The sequence below is a fragment of the Hohaiivirga grylli genome, assembly GCF_039655745.1.
Classification (GTDB): Bacteria; Pseudomonadota; Alphaproteobacteria; order Rhizobiales; family Beijerinckiaceae; genus Hohaiivirga; species Hohaiivirga grylli.
The window spans coordinates 181,023-205,267 of sequence record NZ_JBBYXI010000001.1 but is presented as its reverse complement, the minus strand read 5'-3'; the positions used below and the strand labels follow the sequence as shown (position 1 = coordinate 205,267).

At 46.3% G+C, this 24,245-nt stretch carries 29 protein-coding genes and 1 tRNA gene; 13 read left to right on the top strand and 17 right to left on the bottom strand.

Annotated elements, in window-relative coordinates; genetic code table 11:
- Position 1: 1 nt before the first annotated feature.
- From WJT86_RS00860 to WJT86_RS00845, 4 genes are all read right to left on the bottom strand, one after another.
- Positions 2-214 (bottom strand): Trm112 family protein, encoded by a 213-nt coding sequence (locus WJT86_RS00860; protein ID WP_407066902.1) that lies wholly within the window; start codon positions 212-214, stop codon positions 2-4.
- 5 nt (positions 215-219) lie between these two features.
- Positions 220-891: an LON peptidase substrate-binding domain-containing protein gene (locus WJT86_RS00855; protein WP_346335603.1), complete on the bottom strand. Its 672-nt coding sequence runs from the start codon at positions 889-891 to the stop codon at positions 220-222.
- A 79-nt stretch (positions 892-970) separates the two neighbouring features.
- Positions 971-1,870, bottom strand: coding sequence for a co-chaperone YbbN (locus WJT86_RS00850; protein ID WP_346335602.1), 900 nt, complete (start codon positions 1,868-1,870; stop codon positions 971-973).
- Positions 1,871-2,021: 151 nt separating this feature from the next.
- On the bottom strand, positions 2,022-2,561 hold the full coding sequence (locus tag WJT86_RS00845) for a prolyl-tRNA synthetase associated domain-containing protein (RefSeq protein ID WP_346335601.1): 540 nt from the start codon (positions 2,559-2,561) through the stop codon (positions 2,022-2,024).
- Positions 2,562-2,816: 255 nt separating this feature from the next.
- Between WJT86_RS00845 and WJT86_RS00840 the strand changes: the two genes are divergently transcribed.
- The 4 genes from WJT86_RS00840 (at position 2,817) to WJT86_RS00825 (ending at position 5,166) form a co-directional block, all read left to right on the top strand.
- Positions 2,817-2,891, top strand: a tRNA-Gly gene (locus tag WJT86_RS00840).
- Positions 2,892-3,084: 193 nt separating this feature from the next.
- Positions 3,085-3,594, top strand: coding sequence for a Panacea domain-containing protein (locus WJT86_RS00835; protein ID WP_346335600.1), 510 nt, complete (start codon positions 3,085-3,087; stop codon positions 3,592-3,594).
- 11 nt (positions 3,595-3,605) lie between these two features.
- Entirely contained in the window at positions 3,606-4,331 is a 726-nt protein-coding gene (locus WJT86_RS00830; protein ID WP_346335599.1) for a hypothetical protein, read from the top strand.
- Positions 4,332-4,638: 307 nt separating this feature from the next.
- A complete protein-coding gene (locus WJT86_RS00825) occupies positions 4,639-5,166 on the top strand; it encodes a lipocalin family protein (RefSeq protein ID WP_346335598.1) in 528 nt (175 codons plus the stop codon).
- A gap of 66 nt (positions 5,167-5,232) precedes the next feature.
- Here the strand turns inward: WJT86_RS00825 and WJT86_RS00820 are convergent, their stop codons facing one another.
- Entirely contained in the window at positions 5,233-5,682 is a 450-nt protein-coding gene (locus WJT86_RS00820; RefSeq protein WP_346335597.1) for a hypothetical protein, read from the bottom strand.
- Between the two features lie 81 nt (positions 5,683-5,763).
- Between WJT86_RS00820 and WJT86_RS00815 the strand changes: the two genes are divergently transcribed.
- A complete protein-coding gene (locus WJT86_RS00815) occupies positions 5,764-6,177 on the top strand; it encodes a hypothetical protein (protein WP_346335596.1) in 414 nt (137 codons plus the stop codon).
- Here the strand turns inward: WJT86_RS00815 and WJT86_RS00810 are convergent, their stop codons facing one another.
- Positions 6,178-6,888 (bottom strand): hypothetical protein, encoded by a 711-nt coding sequence (locus WJT86_RS00810; RefSeq protein WP_346335595.1) that lies wholly within the window; start codon positions 6,886-6,888, stop codon positions 6,178-6,180.
- Between the two features lie 17 nt (positions 6,889-6,905).
- On the bottom strand, positions 6,906-7,313 hold the full coding sequence (locus tag WJT86_RS00805) for a hypothetical protein (protein WP_346335594.1): 408 nt from the start codon (positions 7,311-7,313) through the stop codon (positions 6,906-6,908).
- 252 nt (positions 7,314-7,565) lie between these two features.
- Between WJT86_RS00805 and WJT86_RS00800 the strand changes: the two genes are divergently transcribed.
- Entirely contained in the window at positions 7,566-7,940 is a 375-nt protein-coding gene (locus WJT86_RS00800) for a hypothetical protein (protein WP_346335593.1), read from the top strand.
- A gap of 24 nt (positions 7,941-7,964) precedes the next feature.
- Here the strand turns inward: WJT86_RS00800 and WJT86_RS00795 are convergent, their stop codons facing one another.
- Positions 7,965-9,125, bottom strand: coding sequence for a HAMP domain-containing sensor histidine kinase (locus WJT86_RS00795; RefSeq protein WP_346335592.1), 1,161 nt, complete (start codon positions 9,123-9,125; stop codon positions 7,965-7,967).
- 116 nt (positions 9,126-9,241) lie between these two features.
- Positions 9,242-9,931 carry a response regulator transcription factor gene (locus WJT86_RS00790; RefSeq protein WP_346335591.1) on the bottom strand — a complete coding sequence of 230 codons (690 nt, stop codon included), beginning with the start codon at positions 9,929-9,931 and terminating at the stop codon, positions 9,242-9,244.
- Positions 9,932-10,085: 154 nt separating this feature from the next.
- Here WJT86_RS00790 and WJT86_RS00785 point away from each other — a divergent pair, with 154 nt between their 5' ends.
- Complete coding sequence (locus WJT86_RS00785) at positions 10,086-10,289, top strand: hypothetical protein (RefSeq protein WP_346335590.1); 204 nt, start codon at positions 10,086-10,088, stop codon at positions 10,287-10,289.
- Here WJT86_RS00785 and WJT86_RS00780 read toward each other — a convergent pair.
- On the bottom strand, positions 10,286-10,795 hold the full coding sequence (locus WJT86_RS00780; RefSeq protein ID WP_346335589.1) for a hypothetical protein: 510 nt from the start codon (positions 10,793-10,795) through the stop codon (positions 10,286-10,288). The two genes, WJT86_RS00785 and WJT86_RS00780, sit on opposite strands and share 4 nt — an antisense overlap.
- A 159-nt stretch (positions 10,796-10,954) precedes the next feature.
- On the opposite strand from WJT86_RS00780, the gene WJT86_RS00775 reads away from it, so the two are divergent.
- Together WJT86_RS00775 and WJT86_RS00770 are read left to right on the top strand one after the other, a co-directional pair.
- On the top strand, positions 10,955-11,695 hold the full coding sequence (locus WJT86_RS00775) for a metallophosphoesterase family protein (RefSeq protein WP_346335588.1): 741 nt from the start codon (positions 10,955-10,957) through the stop codon (positions 11,693-11,695).
- A 1-nt stretch (position 11,696) separates the two neighbouring features.
- Positions 11,697-13,112 (top strand): bifunctional serine/threonine-protein kinase/universal stress protein, encoded by a 1,416-nt coding sequence (locus tag WJT86_RS00770; RefSeq protein WP_346335587.1) that lies wholly within the window; start codon positions 11,697-11,699, stop codon positions 13,110-13,112.
- Positions 13,113-13,121: 9 nt separating this feature from the next.
- Here WJT86_RS00770 and WJT86_RS00765 read toward each other — a convergent pair whose 3' ends face one another.
- The 3 genes from WJT86_RS00765 to WJT86_RS00755 all read right to left on the bottom strand — a co-directional run bounded on the left by WJT86_RS00765 (position 13,122) and on the right by WJT86_RS00755 (position 15,771).
- Complete coding sequence (locus WJT86_RS00765) at positions 13,122-14,762, bottom strand: Na/Pi cotransporter family protein (RefSeq protein ID WP_346335586.1); 1,641 nt, start codon at positions 14,760-14,762, stop codon at positions 13,122-13,124.
- A 109-nt stretch (positions 14,763-14,871) separates the two neighbouring features.
- Complete coding sequence (locus WJT86_RS00760; protein ID WP_346335585.1) at positions 14,872-15,162, bottom strand: DUF3861 domain-containing protein; 291 nt, start codon at positions 15,160-15,162, stop codon at positions 14,872-14,874.
- A gap of 123 nt (positions 15,163-15,285) precedes the next feature.
- Complete coding sequence (locus tag WJT86_RS00755) at positions 15,286-15,771, bottom strand: hypothetical protein (protein WP_346335584.1); 486 nt, start codon at positions 15,769-15,771, stop codon at positions 15,286-15,288.
- Between the two features lie 229 nt (positions 15,772-16,000).
- Between WJT86_RS00755 and crcB the strand changes: the two genes are divergently transcribed.
- Together crcB and WJT86_RS00745 are read left to right on the top strand one after the other, a co-directional pair.
- The gene (gene crcB / locus WJT86_RS00750) at positions 16,001-16,384 is read left to right on the top strand and encodes a fluoride efflux transporter CrcB (protein WP_346335583.1); all 384 of its coding nucleotides are present in this window, start codon (positions 16,001-16,003) and stop codon (positions 16,382-16,384) included.
- Positions 16,385-16,661: 277 nt separating this feature from the next.
- The gene (locus WJT86_RS00745) at positions 16,662-17,735 is read left to right on the top strand and encodes a hypothetical protein (RefSeq protein WP_346335582.1); all 1,074 of its coding nucleotides are present in this window, start codon (positions 16,662-16,664) and stop codon (positions 17,733-17,735) included.
- A 49-nt stretch (positions 17,736-17,784) separates the two neighbouring features.
- On the opposite strand, the gene WJT86_RS00740 is transcribed toward WJT86_RS00745, so the two are convergent.
- The 4 genes from WJT86_RS00740 to WJT86_RS00725 all read right to left on the bottom strand — a co-directional run bounded on the left by WJT86_RS00740 (position 17,785) and on the right by WJT86_RS00725 (position 22,114).
- The gene (locus tag WJT86_RS00740) at positions 17,785-18,618 is read right to left on the bottom strand and encodes a VOC family protein (protein WP_346335581.1); all 834 of its coding nucleotides are present in this window, start codon (positions 18,616-18,618) and stop codon (positions 17,785-17,787) included.
- A gap of 4 nt (positions 18,619-18,622) precedes the next feature.
- Positions 18,623-19,033, bottom strand: coding sequence for a DoxX family protein (locus tag WJT86_RS00735; protein WP_346335580.1), 411 nt, complete (start codon positions 19,031-19,033; stop codon positions 18,623-18,625).
- 107 nt (positions 19,034-19,140) lie between these two features.
- Positions 19,141-20,040 carry a LysR family transcriptional regulator gene (locus tag WJT86_RS00730; RefSeq protein ID WP_346335579.1) on the bottom strand — a complete coding sequence of 300 codons (900 nt, stop codon included), beginning with the start codon at positions 20,038-20,040 and terminating at the stop codon, positions 19,141-19,143.
- A 112-nt stretch (positions 20,041-20,152) separates the two neighbouring features.
- Positions 20,153-22,114 carry a hypothetical protein gene (locus WJT86_RS00725; RefSeq protein WP_346335578.1) on the bottom strand — a complete coding sequence of 654 codons (1,962 nt, stop codon included), beginning with the start codon at positions 22,112-22,114 and terminating at the stop codon, positions 20,153-20,155.
- A 253-nt stretch (positions 22,115-22,367) separates the two neighbouring features.
- Between WJT86_RS00725 and leuD the strand changes: the two genes are divergently transcribed.
- Both leuD and WJT86_RS00715 read left to right on the top strand, forming a co-directional pair.
- Entirely contained in the window at positions 22,368-22,970 is a 603-nt protein-coding gene (gene leuD, locus WJT86_RS00720; protein ID WP_346335577.1) for a 3-isopropylmalate dehydratase small subunit, read from the top strand.
- A gap of 66 nt (positions 22,971-23,036) precedes the next feature.
- Positions 23,037-24,242: a lytic murein transglycosylase gene (locus tag WJT86_RS00715; RefSeq protein ID WP_346335576.1), complete on the top strand. Its 1,206-nt coding sequence runs from the start codon at positions 23,037-23,039 to the stop codon at positions 24,240-24,242.
- Positions 24,243-24,245 lie beyond the last annotated feature (3 nt).

The following is a 24,245-nucleotide window of genomic DNA, read 5'->3' as shown; positions in this document are numbered from 1 at the left end:
ACTAATCAGGCAGAACCCGGGCTTCATCCGGTAACATGATCGGGATGCCATCACGGATGGGATAGGCAAGCTTTGCGGAGCGGCTGATTAGCTCCTGCGCCTCTGCATCATATTCCAGTGGGCAGCGTGTCAGAGGGCAGATAAGCTGCTCCAGCATCTTGCGGTCTGGTTTCAGGGCATCACTGCTGTAGGATGTCTCGATGCAGGGTGACATATCGGTCATTGTAATGTCTGGTCCGAGACACCGGCAAGACGGGCCAGCTCAATCTCTGTAATGGCAATCAGTGTTTCCGCACGGTCTTTCAGGGTCTCTGCTTCCAGCAACGCCTGTTTCTCTTTCACGCCATAAGGGCTCATCATGGAAAGTGCATTGACCAATGCTTCATTTGGCGTGCGTTCAATACCCTGCCAGTCGATCTCGATATCTGTTGCCATGGCGAAATCACGCAGCATGCGAAGAACATTGTCGCGGTCAACGTATTGTTCGCCGTCATTGGGAATAAAATCCCGCGCAAAAGGCTCAAAACTGGCGCGAACCTGCCGGAAAGTTGTTGCGGTTTCCACTTCTTCAATGATCTGGAACCGGGCCATGCCGACAAGTGTAATAAGATAGCGGCCGTCACCTGTTTCAGAAAACTGCGTCAGACGCCCGGCGCAGCCTACCTTATAAAGCTTCGGCACGGCAGCGTTTTCGTCATCATTGGGCTGGACGATACCGATAACCCGGCTGGTACGCAGGGCTTCATCGACCATATCAATATAGCGTGGCTCAAAAATATTCAGGGGCAATTGCCCGCGCGGTAAAAGCAAGGCCTCCGGTAACGGAAAGACCGGAAAGGTTTCCGGGCAATCTGCAGGATATCGATAGGCTGTATTCATCCGCGTAGCCATGTTCTAACGCCACTCTGTCTCAAACGATGCAGCTCCACTGGTAAGGTATTGCTGCCGATTATGCTGCAAAAGTACAGCTTCATGCAAACAGGATGGATGACAGACGGCGTCTCCCATCCAGTGTGGCTTCGTCCATCGGGCCCCAGGCCTCGAAAAACTGCACCAGCTGTTTACGTGCTCCATCATCATTCCATTTACGGTCGCGACGCACGATATCAAGGAGCAGATCTGCTGCTTCTTCGCGTTTGTTGCGTGCGTTCAGGGCAAGCGCAAGGTCAAAACGGGCTTGATAATCTTTCGGGTCTGCCTCAACACGACGACGCAGTTCTTCAGTGTCACCAAGGTCTTCAGCCTGTTCAGCAATTTCCAGAGCAGCCTGAACAGCTGTCACGGCCGGGTCATTGACCTTATTGGCCGGCACCATTTCAAGAAATCTTCTGGCGTGCTCCAGATCACCCATGGCGATATGAATTTTAACAAGGCCAACAATTGCCGGAATATTTGCCTGATCCTGTCCCAGAATGGCAGCGTAAATCTGGGCAGCACCCGCCATATCATTGGCTTCCATCAGCTCAGAAGCCTTTTCCATCAGGGCTTCAACAGGTGATGGTCCAAGCGGCCCTGTCAGGCGCTCGATAAATTCTTTCATCTGCGGCTCTGGAATGACGCCCATGAAGCCATCGACAAACTGTCCGTTCTGGAAAGCAACAACAGCCGGAATGGACTGGATACCAAGCTGGCCTGCGATGGCCGGGTGCGCATCAATATCCAGCCTGACCATTTTGACCTTGCCACCAGCACTGGTAACGAACTTTTCCAGTACGGGGGCCTGTTGCCGACAGACTTCACTGCGGGTTGACCAGAAATAGACCAGAACCGGCTGCTGGGTCGATGCCATAAGCACGTCCTGCTGGAAGCCCTGTGTTGTTGTATCTGAAATCAGAGCCGTATTCGGAGCAGCAGTGTTATCGGTGAGCATACCGGACCTCATGATATGTGCCCGTTATTTTCGTTTACGGACATGTTGTTGCTTTAAGATGTATCTTTAGATGGGCATTATACCCCTGTCGTTCAATAAACCGACCTTAATAGAAAAGCATCTTTTATCGGATGATGTATCACAAAAAGAGCTATTCAGCGGGCGGGGCTGGCAAATCCATAATCTCAGGCTCGTGGCCCGTTGCCCGCAGGAAGGCCAGAAGTCCATCTCGTGACAGACCGGTGGTCATTGTGTTGACCAATGGGTGAAAATTGACCCGTTCATGCTGCATAAGCTGCGAATCAAGAATGACCTTCACCTTAAGCTCTTTGTCATTCAGAACGCCAAACGGCGTTACCGAGCCGGGAAGCACACCAAGAAAATGCATCATCTGTTCGGGAGAACCGAATGAAAGCCGCCCTGAGCCACCAATAACCTCATGGGTTTTTTTCAGGTTGATCGGTGTGTGATCCTTGGCGCTGATTAAAAATAGCTGGCCCTTTTTATCTTTCAGAAACAGGTTTTTTGAATGAGCACCGGGGATATCCGTTTTGATGTCGCTTGATTCCGCAACCGTAAAAGTTGCCGGATGTTCAACGGTTTCATGGTGAACACCAATGGTCTCAAGGTAGGAAAAAAGCTCTTGCGGAGAAACGGCCAAGATATCACCAGCTCCAACTATGCCGCGCACGTCTGCCCGGCAGGTTTAAAAGACGACAGAATTTGCCATATTTATCACCTGCATATCGCACCACAAGCAAAAAAGAGTGAGAGATCATGATGATAGAGCATTTCATACACGGGTATTCCAGCCTGAATTTAACGATGTTATCCAGAATTTTGCCGCTTTGATGAGAAAAAATGCACTTATCTGCGAAAACCCCCTTGCCAAGTCCGATTATTTGAGGCAAATGACACACCTCGCTTAGGCAATCACATGCCCAGCGCGGGTGTAGCTCAGGGGTAGAGCACAACCTTGCCAAGGTTGGGGTCGTGGGTTCGAATCCCATCGCCCGCTCCAATCTCTCCAAGAGATGGAAGCGTCAAAAAACACGGTCCTTCGGGGCCGTTTTTTTGTTTCTAGGTATGCTATTGAGCTCAAGTTGTTTGGGTTTTATCTATATTTCCTTCAATTTTTGCAGTGTTTGCAGGAGAGGATATTATCTATTGATTTTTATAATCAAATTAGATATGAACATATGGGGAACATTGCTATGACTTTAACGGGATATGATGGACGTTCCATCGCAAATTTTGTACTTGATTTTTGCGATAAAGAAGGTCGGCCTATTACAAATTTGGCCTTGCAGAAAATAGTATATTTTTGTCATGTTTGGTCGCTTATTAAATTAGATCGTCCGTTGATACGCCATAAATTTGAAGCTTGGGAATACGGTCCAGTTCTTCCATATTTATATAGAGAATTTAAAAAATTTGATCGTGCTCCTATAGTAGATCGCGCAACACAAGTTGATCCCTTTAGTGGTAAATCACAATCAGTACTTTACAATTTTGATTCGGAAACAAAAGAGTTATTAGAACAAGTGGCGGCTTTTTACACGAAACTCAATGCAAGCTATCTTGTTGAGCTGAGTCATATTGAGGGTGGACCTTGGTATACAGTTTGGAATCATGGAGGAATAGTAAACCCTGGAATGAAAATTGATGATGCTCAAATAAAAGAATTTTATAAGAAAGCTATTTATTTATCCCCCATACAATAGGTATTAACCATATGGCAGATTTGCGAATACCGTCCCTTCAACACTTAGCTAGGAATCTAGCCAATAAACCAGAAACAGTGTCTAATAGACTGGTTAGGCTAGCCTTAAACCCACCAAATTTTAGCTATGATCCTCTATTTGGGGCAGTGAAGGATTTGCTAATTTTAGGCCAGCCGTATGACGAAGTTCTTAGAGGTATAAGCAAAATTAGAAGACAAGTTGTCCGTGATAGATTGCTTGAAATTTTGCCTTTAATTCATGGTCATTTTTCTGGAGTTAATCCAGATTTTTATCAGTTAGTCGGAAGACGACATTACCCAGTTGGCCGTGGCTTAATGGTTCCATTTGAGCCACCGATGATTTATGGCATTGGTGGGCAGTTATACTTTCCATGGTTCATTTTCTGGCGTACGAACCCCCTCAAGATAACAGATGAACGACTATCCTTGTTTGTTACACTTGTTGATGAAATTTTGATGCAGGACCCTGATCTTGATACGGCCTATTTTCAAATATTAGACTTCAGTAGTCCTAAACCAAAATTACCTCGTGAGCTTGAGGTAATCGATACACGAGATATCCCTCGTATTAGTGAAAAGCGTAAGATAGAAATGTTAGAATGCTTTGCTGAGGGATTTAATCAAGCACTTGTTAAGCTAAAGGGTATGCCTGCACCTTCAAAAGAAGAGCGTGACACACAAGATAAAGATTCTAAGCAACCGGGACTGTTTGATTAATTTAAGATAGGTGATCGCATGCGGCTCTAACGCTGGTCTCTATGGCTTTTGGTACGCAATATGCGAAACAGATTCAACTACAGATCAAATATAATCCTGAGCCTGCGTTTTTCTAAGGAGATCTGGGAATGCTTGATGCGTGTTGCATAAGACGGATGCGCCCAGGGCAAACAGGAAAGCCATCGTGCCCCCCGATATCCGGTGATTTGTCAACCCTATTCCCGCTCATATCTCTTCCCAAAATTCTCTCCGGTCTGGAGAGTGGCGCGTTATGCCCTAGTTATGATTCAGTTCATGGGAGGAACTTATGAAATTTATAACGAGCATTTTTGCCGCCGTATCGGCCCTGTTCCTTACAGCCTGCTCTGTCTCTCCACCCAAAGATCTCTCAGTTATCAATAACTTTGATGTGAAGCGGTATCAGGGGGATTGGTATGAGATTGCCCGTCTTGAGAACTCTTTTGAGAGAGGCCTGACAAAGGCAACTGCAAATTATGCCATTCAGGAAGATGGTACGGTACGTGTCACCAACCGCGGTTATGACCCGCGTACTAAAGAATGGAAAGAAAGCGTTGGTGTTGCCAAGTTTGTCAGTGAGCCGAATGTCGGCGCACTAAAGGTTTCATTCTTCGGCCCGTTCTATGGTGGCTATAATATTATCGCGCTGGATAAGGGCTATAACTACGCGTTGGTAGCTGGCAATGATCGCAGCTATCTCTGGCTGTTATCCCGTAAGCCTTCGATTGATGCGAAGACAAAACGCGAATATCTCGACATTGCCAAAGCTAATGGTTTTGCTGTTGACCAGCTTGTCTGGAATGACTGGTCAAAATAATTGCCCTGATGTCAGGGTGTAGTCTGGATGTTTTCGGGCTTTGTACAAAACAATTCAAGAACGGCCTTACGGGGCCGTTTTTTTATCTGATTGTAACTTTGAAGGGGCAAAGAACAGAAGTAGAAGATAGGCCAGAAGCCATAACCAGTAAATGATATGACTCAGCGATGCCTTTGCCATATTCAGCAGACTGGCAGGCTCATAATAATTCCATGTTAAATCTGTTGTTGTCACCGCACCAATAAGAAATGGCATCAGAAGGTTTACAATAATGAGTACCCGATAAATCCTGGCATCTTTCAGGCGGGCGCTTTGAAGGGCAAGCCCACAATATGAGGCAATAATCATGATTGCCGGATGTGTAATCGGAATACCAAACTGCTCACCAAAAACCCGAATATTACCAATCAGGATAACCAATATAACCAGACTAATCAGAAACTGCATGGGCCCAAAAGCTGAACGGAAGCTCAGGAAGCGAATAAATTCAGAATTCCAGATTTGCTCAGCAGTCACGTGAAAATTCCCTCAAGGGCTTGCGATTGAGCCCAACCATATCATAGAGATTTATTCCGAGTATAAAAACGTGATTTTTCGATGAAGTATTTTCAAATTTCTGACAAAAACAACCATTGTTTATCGTTTGACCTGAAGGAGCTGCTTGAGGTTTTGTCCGATCATGGATTGGAAGCAGATTGGATTGTCTCCGATGCTGATGAAGAGCTGGATATCATGGGCAATAGTCGTATCGAATTTGATCAGTTGGCCCTGACAGGTACAAGAATTAAAGGTGTTCAATTGATGGAACTTGCTCAGAATACGACGCAAGTCATTTGGGGGCAGTTTACCAGTTTCCTTCCAATCTTTCCAAAGCGTCCATGGGTTATTTTAAAAGCTTTTGATAGTAGTTTTTGGGAGGTTGCAACTTCCGATAGCAATGTCATCAATGCACTTAAGGGAAGATTTGAAGATATAAAAGAAGTACCTGAGTTCTGGATTAATCCAGTCTGATTATATCTTTCTACGTCTTACCCATTCCACACCTCCGACACCTATCAGTAGGCCAAAGAATCCTGAGAAAGCACAGTAATCAGTTATCCAAAACACAATTATTATCAAAAATAACAGCAGACATAATGCACCGAGCAATAACAGCAGGCATACAAACCATAATAGATGGTTTTCGTGTGGAGCCATGCATAATCCTGCGATAAGCGTAAAATAGAAAAAAGCTGCCAATACTATGAGCGATAGAAAGCCAAGCGGCTTTGAGATAATGTAGGTTACTTCCGCAGATATGAACTCAAATAACGTCGCATTGCGAACCTTGAAGCCTTGGAAACTCTCGCCAACTTCATAAATTTCTAAGCCCTTATTATCAAAAGAGCCTGCATCAATAACATGAACCTCATTTGCGGTATGGTCATAGCCCCAGCAGGAGGTTTCAGACCAGTTACAGTTGAGCGTTACATTCTTATTCATCGGGCCAATAGCGGTAAACCGGCCGGTTCCATCTGAAATTACCAGACGTGTTGGGTCACTTGAGAAAAACCCTTCTTCATGGAGAAGCTGTATCTTTATAATTTGGCTGTCATTGAGCCGTAGCTCAGTCTCATTCGTCAGATATGAGTTAGCAGCGAGTGGATTATGAAACAGCGTATATATGCATGTGATGAGCAGAAGAATTAATTTAAATTTCTGATGTTTTTCAAATGGATGCATGATTATTCACTTATGATTTAAAACATGCGTAGTAAATGTACTGGTGAGCCACATTTATTGAAGAAAAGAGTATAAATTGGGCGCTGATTATTTATGATTCCCGTGAAATCCGCGGTCCATAAATTCTTACTCTCTTCACCATCTTCGTAAGTTCCACCACTTGTTACGTTGATATGATTTTTAATGATTGCTTGTTTTTCTGTTCTGTCCGTAATTTTATAGTGATTCCACAACCCTTTATCATCATTCAGGATATGGTTTTGAGCAAACTCCAGAGCTTCACTTTGCGTTAGGATTGTTTCATCTGCTGCCGAGCAATCAGAAATACGAATATTAAAACCTATATAGAATAACAGTAGTACTAGCATTGGTGATAATAATACAAAGGTAACCACTGCTGCAAAAAATCGAAGAATCCATTTCATATATCTGCCTCTTAAAGCTGCCATTCAACTTTTATAGAAGGCTAATATGCAGTTTTTGCGCAGTGATTACGTATTCTCTCAGGAGTTGATCTGCGGAAGCTATTTTGTCAGTGAGTGGTATGTTATGAAATATAATATGAGAAAATAATTCTGGGAGACGTCCCTATTAAAAGTGAATTCTTATTTTCAAATTTCAGAACCTTCACTGGTTTGGTTTTGCTTTGTCTGGGAGTCTTGAATAGTCATCTGGCAATGACAATTGATACCTGTACAGATGAAACCGCAGATTCGGTTATAGGCATTATCTGGACTGCATTGTTGTTTTTGATTGCCTATATCCTTTGCCGAAAACAACGGTTCAATTTGGCAGAACATATTTTTCTGCTGCCAATAAGCTTCACCATTTTCTGGCAGATGCGTTTTGCTCTAAGGCTAATGGCTGGACGGTATGTCTGGGGGCAATCAATTTGTGAAGTTATGTTAAAATTGCCTTCTGACATGGCTTTTGATCCGCCATTAATTATTTACCTATGGTTTGTGACCTATTTACTCTGTTGTATCTGGATTTTTAAGGTTTGGGGAAATGCCTTAATGTGGTTGATGGGTAGCGTTCTACTGAAAAGATAAGCTGTTAAACTCCTCGTAATATTCCTATGCAGCAAAGGGTTGTAATGGCAGGTTAATCGCTATGATCAAGCCATGGCTATCATAGCTGTCTGCAGTTATTTGCCCTTCATGAAGCTCAATGGCGCGTTGGGCTATTGAAAGTCCAAGGCCTGCACCTTGTTTGTCTATGGAATTGCCACTTTTCGTAAAAGGCTTGAATATTGTTTCCAGTTCGCTCTCGTCCAGACCGGGGCCATCATCTTTAATCCGGATGTTGAGATTTTGTTTATCGGGACTGAGACTTGTTACAATCTCAATATGTCCTCCGGCATCACAAAACTTGATGGAATTACGAATGACATTTTCAATGGCCCGGGTGAGTAACTCCTCATTGACCTGAGCCATTATGCTTTTGCTGGCATCAAACTGAATGGAAATATTCTTGGCCTGCCCCTCAAATGAAGCGTCACTGACTATGGCTGCAATCAGCTCGATAATATCAACCCTTTGTTTTTCAAGAGATTGAGGTTGATCTGTTTCCAGTTGAGCAAGCGTTAGAATCTCACCAACCAGGCTGTCCAGCCGATTACACTCCCGGTTAATGCGTTCCAGCATGATAGGTAATCTGCTGGTATTCTTTTCCAGTACACCAGTTGCGGCTCTTAGCCGTGAAAGTGGTGACCGAAGCTCATGGGAGATGTCATGGAACAGTCGTTTTTGAGACTGGTTCAGAATTTCCAGTTTGGAGGCCGATTGATCAAAGTCATGGGCGACGGTGGCAATCTCATCACTGCGCTTGCCAATCATTCCACTGATACGGGTATTGAAATTCCCTTTAGCCAGAGATTTGAGCCCTGTCTTGAGAATCTCTAGCGGCTGTAGAAAGTACCTTGCCAGCCACAGAGCTGAAAGCAGGCTCATGAAAGTTGCTGCAAAGACGGGGCGGCCAAGTGGGCTGAGAAAATCAAAAAGGGATAAAGGAGGAAATTCAATAACAATATGAATGCATTCGCCCTTTGATGGTGCGAAGCGTTCATTGCTCGGTACCTGTGTGATTGCTGGGCATGCGCCTGAAATGATGCTGGAGGAGATATGTGAACCGAATTCTTTCTGTAACAGGTCGGATTCAATGAAAACCTGTAGGGCGTCATTCCCTGATTTTCGGGCAATCGCATCGGCAAGATTAAGGGTTTCCTGTCCAAACAAATTTTTGTCGGGCAGATGCGGGGGGCCAAATAGCAGATTTATTATAAAGATAATGACGACTGAGCCGGCTATTGTGAGCCATAACGCAGTAAAAAACCGCCAGAAGACCCGCCCCATTATATGACCTCTATTAACTGATAGCCCATACCTCTGATGGAACGAATCCAGGACTGGCCATCTGCGTGATATCCAAGCTTTTGACGAATGCTGCTGATATGAACATCAATACGCCGATCATAGGCGGCGAGCGGATGGCCGAAGACAATTTTTGAAAGATCGTTTTTGGCAACAATCTGTCCGGCATTTTTGACAAGAACTTCCAGCAGGTTGAATTCCGTTCCTGTCAGTTCAAGGGCAGCTCCCTGCCACTCGGCAGAACGTGATCGCGGGAATAGCTTAAGGGACCCGGATTGCAGGATATGGGTCTCCGGATTGCCCTGCAGAGATTTTGTTCTGCGAAGGATTGCTCTGATCCTGGCAACCAATTCGCTTGGTGAGCATGGTTTTTGCAGATAATCATCAGCGCCCAGATTCAGCCCGGTAATTCTATCGATATTATCTCCGCGGGCACTGAGCATCAAAATGGGGATATCAGAGGATTTTCTGATACGCTGTAAAACCTCAATACCATTCATTCTTGGCATCATGATATCAAGGACAACCAGATCATAGTATCCGGATGCTGCTTCTTCGATGCCGATGCGTCCTTCGTTCACCGCCTTGGTTTGCAGGCCTTCTTCAGAAAGGTATTCTTCCAGCAGTCCGGTCAGCTCAATGTCATCATCAATCAGTAAGACTTTTATCATTTTCCCACTTCAAGGCTTTGCACTCAAATCTGCATACGTGAGTTTTTAGTAACAATAAGCAAAATTTACATAACTTTACCAAGCGCTGACGTTACTTCACACCCAGTCGTTTAAGCATGTTTGTGACTGATAATCGCTTTGTATGGTTAGGCGCATGAGACTGAACAGAACCACTTTTATGGAAGACTTAGGACGGTTTTTCTTTATCACCGGTATTACTTATGCCTTTATATGGTGGTTCGGTCTGGTTCATTCACCGACTGGACAATGCCCGCATGATAAGTCGATTGGCAGCATTGAGCAGGTATTTTCTGGTTGTAGGGTTGCTCCAAAGGATACCCGCTCTCACCTGTTCTAAAAAGCCCGGCTATCATAGGCCCATTGCAGAAGGGCCTGCCTCTGCCGCGGACGGCAGAATGGGTCACCTACCTCACAGTTCTTTCTGATTTGAGCGATATGCCTGCGCATGGCTTTCCAGCGTTTGATCTGACGCTCATCTTCTTTGGGTATGCGGCGGCCCATGTAATAGCGGCAATACCACTGAAACCACCCACGTGGATCTTCATGATAGATCCAGCCTTTCCTTTGCCATTCTGAAAGCGGCTGGCTGGCGATAATATGGAAATAATTGAGGTCAGGATTGGCACGTTCTGGTGAAAGTCTAGCTTCTGTAAACCAGCTTTCCGGAAATTCATCCCGGGTATCTGTCATATACTTTCCGCCAAAAACACCCAGTTTCAGCATGTCAGCAGGTGTCAGATCAGGAGTGAAATCAGGATGAAAATCTGTGCCTTCAGGGGCTGTTAGCGCATAGCGGTACCCCTGTTGCATTTTGTCATGAACCTCGATCCATCTGCGTATCATGATGACGCCTGTATTTTTTGTTTTGATAGATAAGAGATATGCATGATGTCTCAATTCGTCGAGTAATTTTCTGATTAATCTGATCTTTATCTTCTGTTGAATGGTTTTATCTAAACTCAGGCGATAGAGTGACACGATTCAAACTATTCTGAAAACACGATGCTGATTGCCCTACTCTCTGATATTCACGCCAACCGTGAGGCTTATGAAGCTGTGCTGGATGCAGCTGAAGGAGCCGGTGCGGAGCGTTATGTGCTGCTGGGTGATATTGTTGGTTACGGCGCAGACCCGGAATGGTGTGTGACAAAAACCATGGAGTTAGCTGAACAGGGGGCGGTGGTTCTCAGGGGTAATCATGATGAAGCTGTCACAGATCTGAATGCTTCTTTTAATTCTGTGGCACAGATTGCGATTGAGTGGACACGTAACCAGCTTGGTCAAACGGAATGTGCTTTTCTGGATGGGCTTCCCTTTATTATTGAAGAGGAAGATCGGCTTTATGTTCACGCAACGGCCAATGATCCGGAACGCTGGAAATATCTTCTGAATACATCTGACGCCCACAAGCATATGGATGCATGTCATGCCCGTGTCAGCTTTTGTGGCCATGTCCATGTGCCGATGCTCTATGGTACGTCCTTTACGGGTAAGGTTATTCGGTTTCCGCCTGTTGTGGCATTGCCGGTTCCTTTACTGGCCCAGCACAGATGGGTGGCGGTAATGGGAGCAGTTGGTCAACCGAGAGATGGCTATGCAACAGCCGCGTTCGGCCTTTATGATACGGAGAGAAGTGAACTCAGTTTCCGGCGTGTCCCGTATGATAATGAAACCGCAGCCCGGAAAATTCGTGAAGCAGGTCTGCCGGATGTTCTGGCTGATCGTTTGATAAAAGGGCGCTGATATGAAACCGGGGGGGATTCACTCAGGCGATAATGTCGATGGCTTCACGATTGGTGAGTTGGTCTACAGTCGGGGTATGGCCAACCTGTGGAGTGTTACCTATCCTGATTATGATATTCCGTTGCTTATGAAGATTCCGATGATTGGAGAAGGGGATGACCCGGCTGCCATCGTTGGTTTCGAAATGGAACAGATGATTATGCCCCGTATTACGGGCAGATATGTGCCAAAGTTCATTGCGAACGGTAATTTTATGGTGATGCCCTATATCGTGATGGAGTGGGTACAGGGTACATCACTCTTTGCACGATTAAAGGAGCTGCCGCTTCCGGCCTCTGAGGTTGCGGAGATTGGTGCCCGGATTGCCGATGCACTTGATGATCTGCACAGCCAGCATGTGGTGCATCTGGATATAAAGCCTTCGAACATTATCATGCGTGACAATGGTGATGCCGTTTTGATTGATTACGGCCTGTCACACCACAACCAGTTTCCTGATCTGATGCAGGAACAGTTTCATCTGCCTTATGGTACTGCGCCTTATATGGCACCCGAACAGCTGCTCGGAACCCGCACTGACTACCGGAGTGACCTGTTTGCACTGGGTGTCCTGATGTATTTCTTTGCAACGGGTGAGCGGCCTTTTGGAAACCCACAAAGGTTCAAGGGCATGAAACGCAGGTTGTGGCGTGATCCTGTTCCACCACGCAAACTCCGCCCGGAAATTCCAGAGGCTCTTCAGGAGATCATTCTGCGCTGCCTTGAGGTTAATCCGGCCTGGCGCTATCCGACAGCGGCACAACTGGCGCTTGATTTGCGAAATCTCAATTCAGTTAAACTGACGGCTCGGGCACATAAAATGAAACGTGACCCGTGGCGGGATGTTATTCGTCGGCGATTTAACCCCATACCCCTTGAAACGGTTAAGCCATCTGTTGTTGAAGCTCAAAGGGCGAATGCTCCGATTATTCTGGTCGCAATTGATCTGAATGAGCAGTCTGCCGCATTGGCCAGTGCGTTGCGCCAATGCGTTGAGCGGACTTTGTTTAATGTTCCTGATGCGCGCATTGCCTGCCTGAATGTCCTGAAAGTCAACCGGATTGCGATGGACAGTTCGCTGGATGAAAAGGGCCGTAACAAGCATGTGTTACGTCTGGCTGAGCTGAAAGCATGGGCGCAGGGGCTGGAGACCAATGGAGATGCAGTCACATTCCATGTGCTTGAAGCTGTATCAGCGTCGGAAGCCTTACTGGAGTATGCGCGCAAAAACCGGGTGAACCATATTGTGATGGGTGCGCGTGCTGAATCAACAATGCGTTCAATGCTGGGAAGTGTTTCCGGTGCTGTTGCGGCTCATGCACCCTGTTCTGTAACAGTTGTCCGAAGCCGGAATTTTGAGGCAGAAATAGTCAGCTGAGTTATCGGATTATGTTTCTTCTTCTGATGAGATCTGTTCTGGTTTCTCATCAAGAATAGGGTACGCAACAGACCTGATATGGGCGTTGATACGGCGTAGATCACGCAGAACGTCCAGATGCAGGGTTGAGCTTTGGAGTGTTTCTGGTTTTCCTTCCTGCAGCCGCAGCAGATGATGCTCGTAAGAAGAACGTTCCAGATCATGTACCTCAGCTTTTGTATCCAGAAGCTGGTGGGCCAGATTGCTGTCACGGGAGACGAATATACCCTGTGCAATACGGAAGTTCTCAATGGTCAGCTCATACATCTGGCCAATCTCCTTGAAACCGGCATCGGAGAACCAGACCTGCTGTTTGATCTTCTTGGCAACAATATCTGTCAGCCCGCGCTGCAGGATATCGCCAATATGCTCAAGATTAATGGCATAAGACATGATTTCTGCCGAACGCTTGCTATCATCCTTATCAAGCCCTTCCCGTCCGATATCGACAAGGTAAATCTTAACGGCCTTGTAGAGTGTATCGACAAGATTTTCCTGCTTGTTGATTGTGTTACACAGCTTGAGATTGCCGGTACGCATGGCTTCCCAGCTTGTCTGGATCATAACCTCAATCTGATCACCAATCCGCAGGGTTTCCCTTGCAGCACAGGAGAGAGCAACAGCCGGTGTGTTGATTGCGGAGTTATCCAGATATCGCGGCCCAACTTCTGTAATTTTTGGTTCTGGCAGAAAACGTGCTGTCAGGCGTGACAAAGGGCCGATCAGAGGCAGAAAGACTATCGCAAGTATGACATTCAATGCGACGTGTGCCTCGATAACCATTGATGCCGTATTTGGTATCCAGCCAGAGAACAATTGGCTGAGCGGTGTAAGAAAAGCCATAACGGCGATGACACCGACGAAACGGACGATAATATTGCCGATGGTAATGCGTTTTGCCAGTGCACCACCTGCTACTGTTGCCAGATAAGGCGGGATGGCCCCTCCAAGATTGGCACCAAGAACCAAAGCCAGGGCAATGGCCGGGCTAATGATATTCCCGGAAGCCAGTGACATGATAAACAGGATCACGGCAAGGCTGGATGATGCAATCATTGCTAATCCGGCAGCAATGATAACGGCAACAATCGGCGCAGCATCAAGGGCTGACAAAAGATTCCGCATGACGGCCGAATCCCGGATTGGTGTCGTTGCATCGCCCAACAGGTGCAAAGAGAGCAACATCAGCCCCAGACCGATCAATGCGCGCCCAATAGCATGGTACTTGCTGCTTTCATTGGACTGGAATGTGACAACACCAGCCAGAATCAACAAAGGAGAAAGCCAGCCAAGATTAAGGCTAAGTATTTGTGTGACAAGGCTGGTTCCAACATTGGCGCCCAGCATTATCGCCTGCCCCATGGCTGATGAAATCATCTGCTGGCTTGCAAATGAAGCTGCCATCAGGGCCGTTGCGGTGCTGCTCTGAATCATCAGTGTTGCCAGTAATCCGGCAAAGAAAGCGATCAGCCTGTTTTGTGTTCCAAGGGCAAGCCAACGTCTCAGGCGACTGCCGAAGGCACGGGTCACACCCGTTTTAACCATACGGAGCCCCCAGATCAGCAGGGCACAGGCTCCCAGAAGGTTGATGAGGACAAGCGTTGAAGACATGATGCTCTCCTCTTCCTTCAGGTGGTTGGGAGCCCCGATAGCGGGGATGGAGTGATTTGGTATTTGCCTAGGCCTAGCAGCCTATTGTCTGAACAACAATATGCCGGGCTTATTTCATGCCACTTTTGATGTGCTGCATGATGTCACGAACGAGGGGGAAAAGCTCTTTGAAGACAGGTTCATTTTTGTTTTCAAGCACGATTTCGGTAAACAGTTTTAACCCGACTGCCATCGCTGTACTGTCTTCTGCGTTGGCAATATTGAGGCCTTTGATCTTCTCAACAACGAAAAGAAGATCATCATGATTTCGGGCATTAAAGGCTATTTGTTTGCCTGAGACGGCATTGCCGTCTTTATCGTGCTGTTGCTCAACTGTAATTTTATAATGATTTTGTTTCATATTGTGCACCACTTCTGGCTCTTTATAAGAGTTTTTTAGCAAGTGCTGATATGTCCGTAAGTGCGTTAAAAGACCCGTAGGATGTCCGGCGGGTCTCAGGGGTTCGCTTAGAGGCTGTTTCGGTTAATTGCTGCCTTTGAGGCTGGCATTGCAGAAGCTGTAATAGCCACCACCCTTCTCAATCCATTTCATACCATTAAGAGTATTCTTTGCCTTGGCATCGTTATACGCATCAAGGCATGTGTGCATGCGGCCTTTTCCAGCTGTTTCACTGGCATATTTTGCAGAAACGGCTTTTGGAAATGTCATGCCGCGTGGTGAGGCTTTTGTTGGTGCCGGCGGCTCAACGTCTTCTCTTGCTGCGGCTTTTGTCTTTGTTGTTCTCGTATCTGTTGCAGCGGGAGTGGCTGCTGTGCTGTCAGTTGCACATTCTTTGGCGCGGAAATCATTCCATTTCATGGTGCCAAGTTTTCCGCTATCTTTGGCTGCCTGATATTTTGCACTACACTCTTTCATCGTCAGAGCCTGTGCGGGCTGTACCTGACCCAACATGAAAAGCGCTGAGAGTGTACAGGCTGCGGCACTTGTCAGAACAAGATATTTAGACATAGGAATCATCCTTACTTCAATAAAACCGTAGCGGATTATTTTGAAAGCGAGATGCCTGGTCCGGATAATCCACTGCTTGCGATCAACGCATGTCAGCTGAATTGTGTTCCATGAAATATTATTTAGCTTCTTTAAGGGCTACTCAATGCAATTCATTGATCTGCAATCTTTTTAGCCCTAAATATACGTATCTTTTCGCCCTCTTGATGGGAAGAAGTAGGGATTAATAATGCTTATTCTGGGAATTGCACTCGGTGGTGCCATAGGGTCAGTTTTAAGATATTGGCTGGGTCTGCTTCTGGATCCGGTCGGGCGATCTGTCAGTATGCCCATTGGTACCATAAGCGTTAATATCATCGGATCTTTTGCCATTGCATTTTTTGCATCCCTGACGTTGGCAGAAGGCCGTTTTTCTGTGCCTGAAGCATGGCGAGTCGTATTTATGGTAGGTATTTGCGGAGGGTTTACAACTTTTTCTTCATTCAGTTTGCAGACGTTTGAGCTTATTGAGCACGGTGAAATGACGCGTGCTGTCATGAATGTTTTTCTTTCTGTTACTTTATGTTTATTGGCTACTTTTGCCGGTTATCTTTTGGCAAATAACTTGAAATAGAGTTTTTAAACTCTGTTGAGTATTTCTGCTTGAGTAAGAGCATGTTGTAATTTCAGAAATGTTAAACGATTTGTAATTTCAGAAATGTTAAACGATAAAAATCACTACGATTCTATAAAATAAAAGATAAAATTTTTATTATATTATGTTATTTAACATAAATATTTTGCATTTTAATTTTAAATCATATGTATCTGAAATAATTTTCAAGGGGTAATTTAAAAAAAATAATAGCGCTCCAATTAAGACTCATAAGAGGTTTAAGGGGAGAAATGCCATGACAAATCTTCGGTCTAAAAATCAGCTACGATCATCCGTAGTTTTCTCTGCTTTTATTGTGACAGTTCTAGCTCTTGCAACACCGGTATCGGTCTTGGCGCTTGGCGGTGGTTCCGCTGGCGGCGGTGGTGGCACTGCAGGTGGCGGCGGCGGTACAGCATCCAGCGGTGGTGCAGCTGCCGGTATTGGCGGTAGTCTTGGTGGTGCAGTTGGCGGTCTTGGCGCAAGTGTTGGCGGTGGTCTCGGTGGTGCCCTTGGCGGTGTTGGCAATTCTGTTGGCGGTCTTGGGAATGCCGTTGGAGGAACAGTAGGTGCCGTTGGTGGTGCTATTGGTGGCGCTAATGTTGGAGTTGGTGCGAGTGTTGGCGGAGCCTCTGTTGGTGTCGGTGCAGGTCTGAGCAATAGTGGCTTGAATGCCGGTGCAGGAGCAAATGTCGGTGGTACCAGTGGAATCTCAGCGGGTGTTGGCGCCTCGGCAACATCAAGCAGTGGTATTGGCGCAGGCGTGGGAGCCAATGTTGGTGGTAGCAGCGGTGTCAGTGCTGGTGTTGGTGCAAGCGTGAATGGGTCTACCGGTATTAATGCCGGCGCGGGTGTTGGTATTGGCGATACAGCTTCTGTTGGTGCTGGTGTTGGTATTGGTGGTGGTACCGGCGGCGGTGGTAATAATGGAGGCGGTGGCGGCAATAATGGAGGTGGTGGCAACAACGGCGGCGGTGGTAACAATGGTGGTGGTGGAAATAACGGAGGAGGTGGCAATAATGGTGGCGGTGGTACGAGCGGTGGCGGCACCAGTGGTGGCGGCACCAGTGGTGGCGGTACAAACGCCGGCGGCGGTAATAACGCTGGTGGCTTAGGAGGTAACAGTGCCTCAAGTGGAACACGAGGCTTCGGCAGCTTCTTCAGTTCTGTACCAAGTCAAAGTGATTATGATGTTGCCTATGATCGTGTTTCCAACATGAACCAGCGGGAGCGGGTTGTGCTCAAGAAGCGTTGCGTTGATGTTCTGAAAGCAACCAGTGATTATGATGACAACGTTGTTGCTCTCTGCCAGGTAGCAGCAAAATTCTGATAAGGTAACCGAAGACCGCCAGCTTTTATATGCTGGCGGTTTTCTTTTTTCAGAAGGCCATTTTTATCGAAATTTTATTATGCCATGGATCTTCGATGATTAAGCTGCCAGAATCTTTATTGCCGGTACGATCGCGAATGCCACTGATTATATCCTGCTCTGCGGCAATCAACTCAATCTGGGCAAGACCCGTTGTATTTTTTTCTCTGGGAGGTGCGTTTCTGCTATTCCAGATGTTGGTCGCAAGGTGATGATGGTATTGGCCGGTACTGTAGAAAGTTGCGCCGGGGTAATGGCAGGTTATGTCAAACCCCAGTTTATCGGCATAGAATTTCTCTGCTTCTGCAATATGGCCGACCTGTAAATGGACATGTCCTATACGGGTGGCTGCCGGAACGGTTTCCCAGCTCTGACCGTCAGCATCTTTAACAAGATCAGCAATATCAAGTGCAATTGTTGCCATTTCAACCTGACCTTCATGCCATCTCCAGTCAGAGCGCGGACGATCTTTGTAAATTTCAATGCCATTGCCTTCCGGGTCTGCAAGATAAATTGCTTCACTGACAAGGTGGTCAGATGCTCCCTGAAGATGAATACCAAGCTGATGAGCATGCAAAAACCAACGGGCCAGATCGCCTCTGGTCGGCAGGAGGAAGGCTGTGTGAAATAATCCTGCTTCTCTGATGGAATGTCTTTTGGCGTTCCTGTCTTCTTCAAGCACAAGAAGTACTTCTTTTTCTGTACCGAGTGCGACGCGGCCTGCTGTTTCATGTAACGGGATCAGACCGAGGATTTTTTCATAAAAATTTCTGACATAATCAAGGTTATTAACTGTCAGGGTAACCAGGCCGATTCTGAGAGAGGGGATTACTTCAGGCATCATAAAATTACCTTTTGTAGCCGGGTGTGGGCTTCAAGGCGAAGGCACCATCGCCTAACAATGCGAGAACCAGCAGGGCAATTGCCCAAAAGGCCGGATATTCCCAACCACCATTCGGGTTTGTAAAAAAGAAACCAGCGGCTCCGTGAACCGTTACGATTGTACCAAGCAGATTAGGAATCATGGCCAGAGCCGCAAGACGTGTCCAGAAGCCCGTGATGAGGGCAAGTCCACCAAGAATTTCCCAGACAATGGTGAAATAAGCCAGTGCCGATGGGAGCCCGAGAGAGGCAAAATACTGCGCTGTTCCGGCTGGTGTGAAGACGAAAATCTTTAGTCCGGCATGGATAAGAAAGAGAACACCCAGCGTAAGACGTAAAATAAGGGCGGCGTAAGGAGCAGTACGTGAATCAATCATGGTAATATCCTGTCAAAGATGATTACCCCGATATAATATATTCCATTACAAAGATTATTAGTGTGTTTTAGATATTTAAATTTCTATTTTGGAAATAATAAAATGTTTTAAAAACGTTCCTGATGGAAGGTCTTTGCCATAAAATCCACCATTGCCCTTGTCTTTCCTGCAAGATAGCGGCCTGCCGGATAGATGATATGAGCAGCATAAGGATCTCTCTCATAAGCCTCTAGAATAATCTTGAGACCTTTGCTCTCCAGATCAGCTTTTGGGAAGAAGCTCGGAACGCGCGTAATCCCAAAATCCTTCGCGGCGGCATCGAGACAAATTTCGGCATTTGCAAAACGCAGACGGCCTGAAACACGGATTGCTATCGGTAGTCTCGTGTCCGGATTATTGAAGCGCCACAAGGCGGGATCTGACAGATTGGTATCCATTATGCATTCATGGGAGATAAGGGCATCCGGATGCATTGGCGTTCCAGCCTGTTCAAGATAATGTGTTGATGCGACCGTTATTGTTTTGAAGTCGCATAATTTGCGGGCAATAAGACTGCTGTCATCAATCCGCCCAATCCGGATGGCGGCATCATACCCCTCTTCAACTAAATTGACATTCCGGTCACTGAAGGAAATATCCAGCTCGATTTCCGGATAAGCCTGCGCAAACTGAATGAAAACCGGGGCCAGCCTTATAGTACCGAATGATAGGGGAACAGAAAGACGTAATCTGCCTTTGGCTGTTCCGGATGAATTCTGGACGGATGAGTCGAGGCTATCAATATCCTCAAGAATGGCTTTGATCCGCTCAAAATAGGCGGTGCCCACTTCAGTTGCTGTTAATGACCGTGTTGTTCGTTTTAGAAGCTGGACACCAAGATCACTTTCCAGTTTTGAGATAAGCTTGGAAGCTTGACTTGGGCTGACACGGGATTGTTCGGCTGCTTTTGAAAAACTGCCTGTTTCCATAACTTTGACGAACATACGGTCACAATCAAGTCGATCCATATTGCTTCCATTTCAGAATGAATAAGACGTTAAATAGCATTTTAAGTATATTTCAGAAATAAAAAAGGAGAGGCTTTCACCTCTCCTTTTGCGCTTTTCTATAAAGCTAATCTTAGTTGCTGGCAGAAGCTTTGACGTCGATCTTACCGTCAATCGCAGCAGGGTTCTGCTTTACAGACATAAAGTCAGCAAGGCCAAGACCCTTGCCATCTTTGGCTTTAATGGAGATATCAAGCTTACCCGGATTGGCCCAGAACTTAAGGGCAGCATCCTTGATTGTCTTGACAGATTCCATGCTGGCAAATGGCTCTGGAATGAAGGCAGCCATCATTGGAACAGTTGACTTGATCTGTTCAGGTGTGATGCCCTTCTCTTCAGCATTCAGTTCAATAAGCTTATTCAGCATACCCTTATCTTCATGATGCAGGGAAAGATCCTTCACCAGCAAACCAAGGGCGCTTAATGTTGCAGCCTGCTTGTCGGTTGTGAACATGGCAGATGTAAAGTTACCGATGGTGCCCTTGATCAGGGTTGAGCCCATGGATTCTTCTGCAGTCTTGATTTCATTGATGTGGAGCTCGTTTGCATCCTTATTCCAGGACGCATCGACAGCGTAGGAAACGTTTAAGTTCTCAAGGCCAACCTTCTTGAGGTTTTCCATTGCCTTCAGGCCCTTTTCATCACCCTTCAGAGCAAACAGAGTTGCCGGGAACTGCAGGTTGTCGAAAGAAATCCGAACTGCTGATGGAATGTTATTGACCGGGTTTTCCAGCTTGAAAGTGAAGTTCTTGGCTTTGACGTTAATGTCAATTGTTTCGCCAGATGTTGCCTGCGAAGATGTTGTTTCCTCTACAGTCTCATCCGTTGTTTCTTCATCATCCTCGTCGTCCTGCTGAACGACAGGCTTTGGTGCAACGGCTTTAATATCAATGTTATCAAAGCTGGTTGTGCCAAGATTGGAATACATAGCCAGAGCCAAAGACATACCATCTTCTTCGCTCAGGCTATTATCTGGCTTGGCGAGCAGGGTTTTAGCTGTAGCCAGCAAAGGATCAATTGAAAAGCCCTTGTTTGAGACAGAACCAATTTTAACTTCGGCCTTTGCTGTCGGAACAGAGACAGTAATATCAGATACTGAAAGCTGTTTTGGACTGAACTCAATTTTGCCAGTGCTTGCGTTAATTGTAACGCCTTCTTGTCCTTTTGGAGTGAGGACTTGTGTCATCTTGTAGCTATCAAGCGTATAAGTCTCAAAATAATAGTTTTCGATGAACTCGATTGCCTGAGGTGCAATTGCCTTGAAGCGCTTGAGCGCTTCATCTTTATTCTTCTGAGCATCTTTGTCGTTCAGAATGGCAATTACTTCATTAACTGTTTCTTTCAAAGGCTTTGAAGGCAGTTTGAATTTTGAACCCTGACTGACATTATACTTGCCGTATTCAAATGTCTGGGAGCCATTTTCGTCTTTCGCGCTTCCAGATATGCTTTCTATCTGGGCAGAACTGTAAAGGGCCACAGCCTCTTTATCTTCTGGACCAGCCTTATCTTCCCATGCACGGAAAACATGAACGAAGTTAAAATCATTCATTGAGTATGATTTTGCATTGTAGTTCATTGATAAGATGCCAGAAGCATCAACGTCCAGGCCACCATTTGCTACAGAAGTTTTACCAATCTTGCCATTGGCAACTTTTTCCAGCTTTACATCTTTGTAATCGCCTGAGAATTTTACGAACTTGCTTGCATCGCCAGTTGAGGCATCAAGCACAAAAGTCATTGTGGGGATGTCAATTGAATTGGCTGTATAGGCAGAAAGTGCCTTGATGCGATCTGCAACAGGTGTGTCTTTCGCAAACATCTTTTCAATATCGGCCTTCTGAAGGCTTGAGCCTTTGATCTCAACCTTAGGCATATTGATTTTAAGTAAGAAAAACTCAGCTGAAATATTATCAAATGAAACATCGTAAGCCGCTGCCGGGCTTTTGCCACCAGCATAGGCTGTGCCAATCATCGACAAAGCGATGGCAAAGGCAGCCGCACCCTTAAAAGTGATTTCAGTATATTTTTTATTCATATCAGTCCCCTGTTCGAATCAAAGAAGTTTTTAATCAAGAAATTCTATGGTTTAAACCCTGCTGTATAAAAAGCATGTTTAATATGTATTGAATTTTAACTCTTGGCGTTCCAAGTCTATGCTAGACGATATCTCGCAAGAAATAAAATGATGTGCCATTGCGCATGCTTAAATATTTACCTTGTTATAGGGTTCTGATTTGTAATATTGAAAAAGTCAGTCAGTTTCATTTTGACAAGTGGAAGTTGAGGTTATGGAAAAATTTACCGTGCTTGAGGGCGTTGCCGCACCGATGCGGACGGTCAATATCGATACAGATATGATCATTCCGAAAAACTATCTCAAGACAATCAAGCGTACCGGTCTTGGCAAGGGTCTTTTTGCCGAGATGCGTTATAATGAGGACGGTTCAGATAATCCTGACTTCGTGCTGAATAAGCCTGCCTATCAGAAGGCCAGTATTCTTGTGGCGGGCGATAACTTCGGTTGTGGCTCTTCGCGTGAACACGCACCTTGGGCTCTGCTTGATTTTGGTATTCGCTGTGTCATCTCCACCAGCTTTGCTGATATTTTCTATAACAACAGTTTCAAGAATGGCATTTTGCCAATCAAGGTCTTACCTGAAGATCTTGAGAAGCTGTTTGATGATGCCGATCGTGGTGCCAATGCAACTCTGACGATTGATCTTGAAAATCAGCAAATCCGTGGTCCTGATGGCGGTATGATCCACTTTGATATCGACCCGTTCCGCAAGCATTGCCTGCTGAACGGCCTTGATGATATCGGACTGACACTTGAAAAGCAGGATAAGATTGACGCCTACGAGGCAAAGCTTTCTGAGCGTTCCTGGAGCTGAGCCAGTCCATTCTCGGACTCGGCCATTTTTAGCAAGCCTTAACCATATTGGGTTAAGGCTTGTTGTATGTCCAAGTTTATTAAAACCACAATCATCTCAGCCGGGGCTGCCGTTGCTCTGGCATTCTCCGTTTTACCTGCAGCAGCGCAGGATTATCGCGGATGTCTTGCACAGCTGCGTTCTGAAGCCGCTTCAAAGGGTGTTTCAGGCCGCACATTTGACCGTGCCATGCGCGGTGTTGAACCTGATCTGACCATCTTTGATCTGATGAATAATCAGCCGGAGTTTAAAACGCCGGTATGGGATTATCTTGGCTCTCTCGTTGATGAAGAGCGGGTATCGGATGGTAAATCTGCCATGCGCCAGTGGGCTAAGGCTATTGCCTCTGCCGAATCCCGTTATGGTGTTGATCGCTATGCAATTGTTGGGGTCTGGGGTGTTGAGTCCAACTTCGGCAAGAACCTTGGCAAACGCCCACTGCTACAATCGCTTTCAACCCTTGCCTGTTATAAAAACCGCCGTCAGTCCTACTTTAAGGGCGAGTTTATGGCGACCTTGCGGATCATTGAACGTGGCGATATCGACCCGTCCCGTCTGACAGGTTCCTGGGCCGGAGCTTTTGGTCAGACCCAGTTCATGCCATCAACCTTCTTGCGCCTGGCCGTTGATCTTGATGGTGACGGTCGTCGGGATATTGTTGATTCCGTTCCTGATGCGCTTGGCTCAACTGCAAACTTCCTGAAAAAGGCCGGTTGGGTTCAGGGGCTGCCTTGGGGGTATGAGGTCCGGTTACCCCGTGGCTTTGATACAAGCCTTGCTGGGCGCAAGAAGAAGCGTGCTGTTTCTTCATGGGCCTCAATGGGTGTGACACGTGTTGATGGTCGCTCATTGAGCGGAAACTATCAGGCCGGTATCATCATTCCAGCCGGTATTAACGGACCAGCATTTCTGGTTACCAAAAATTTTGATGCCGTTTATTCTTACAACGCTTCAGAATCGTATGGTTTGGCCATTGCATTGCTGGGTGATCGTTTAAGAGGTCTGCCCGGTATTCAGGCTGCATGGCCAACAGACGATCCACCACTCTCACGTGCTGAACGTCGGGAATTACAGAGCCTGTTGAATGCCCGTGGTTTCAATGTCGGTGAACCTGATGGCATGGTGGGTGCCAAAACCCGTGAAGCGATCAAGGAAATCGAGAAAGCAATCGGGTTACCTGCTCGTGGTCGCGCTGGCTACAAGGTACTTGATGCCTTACGGCGTGCACGTTGATCA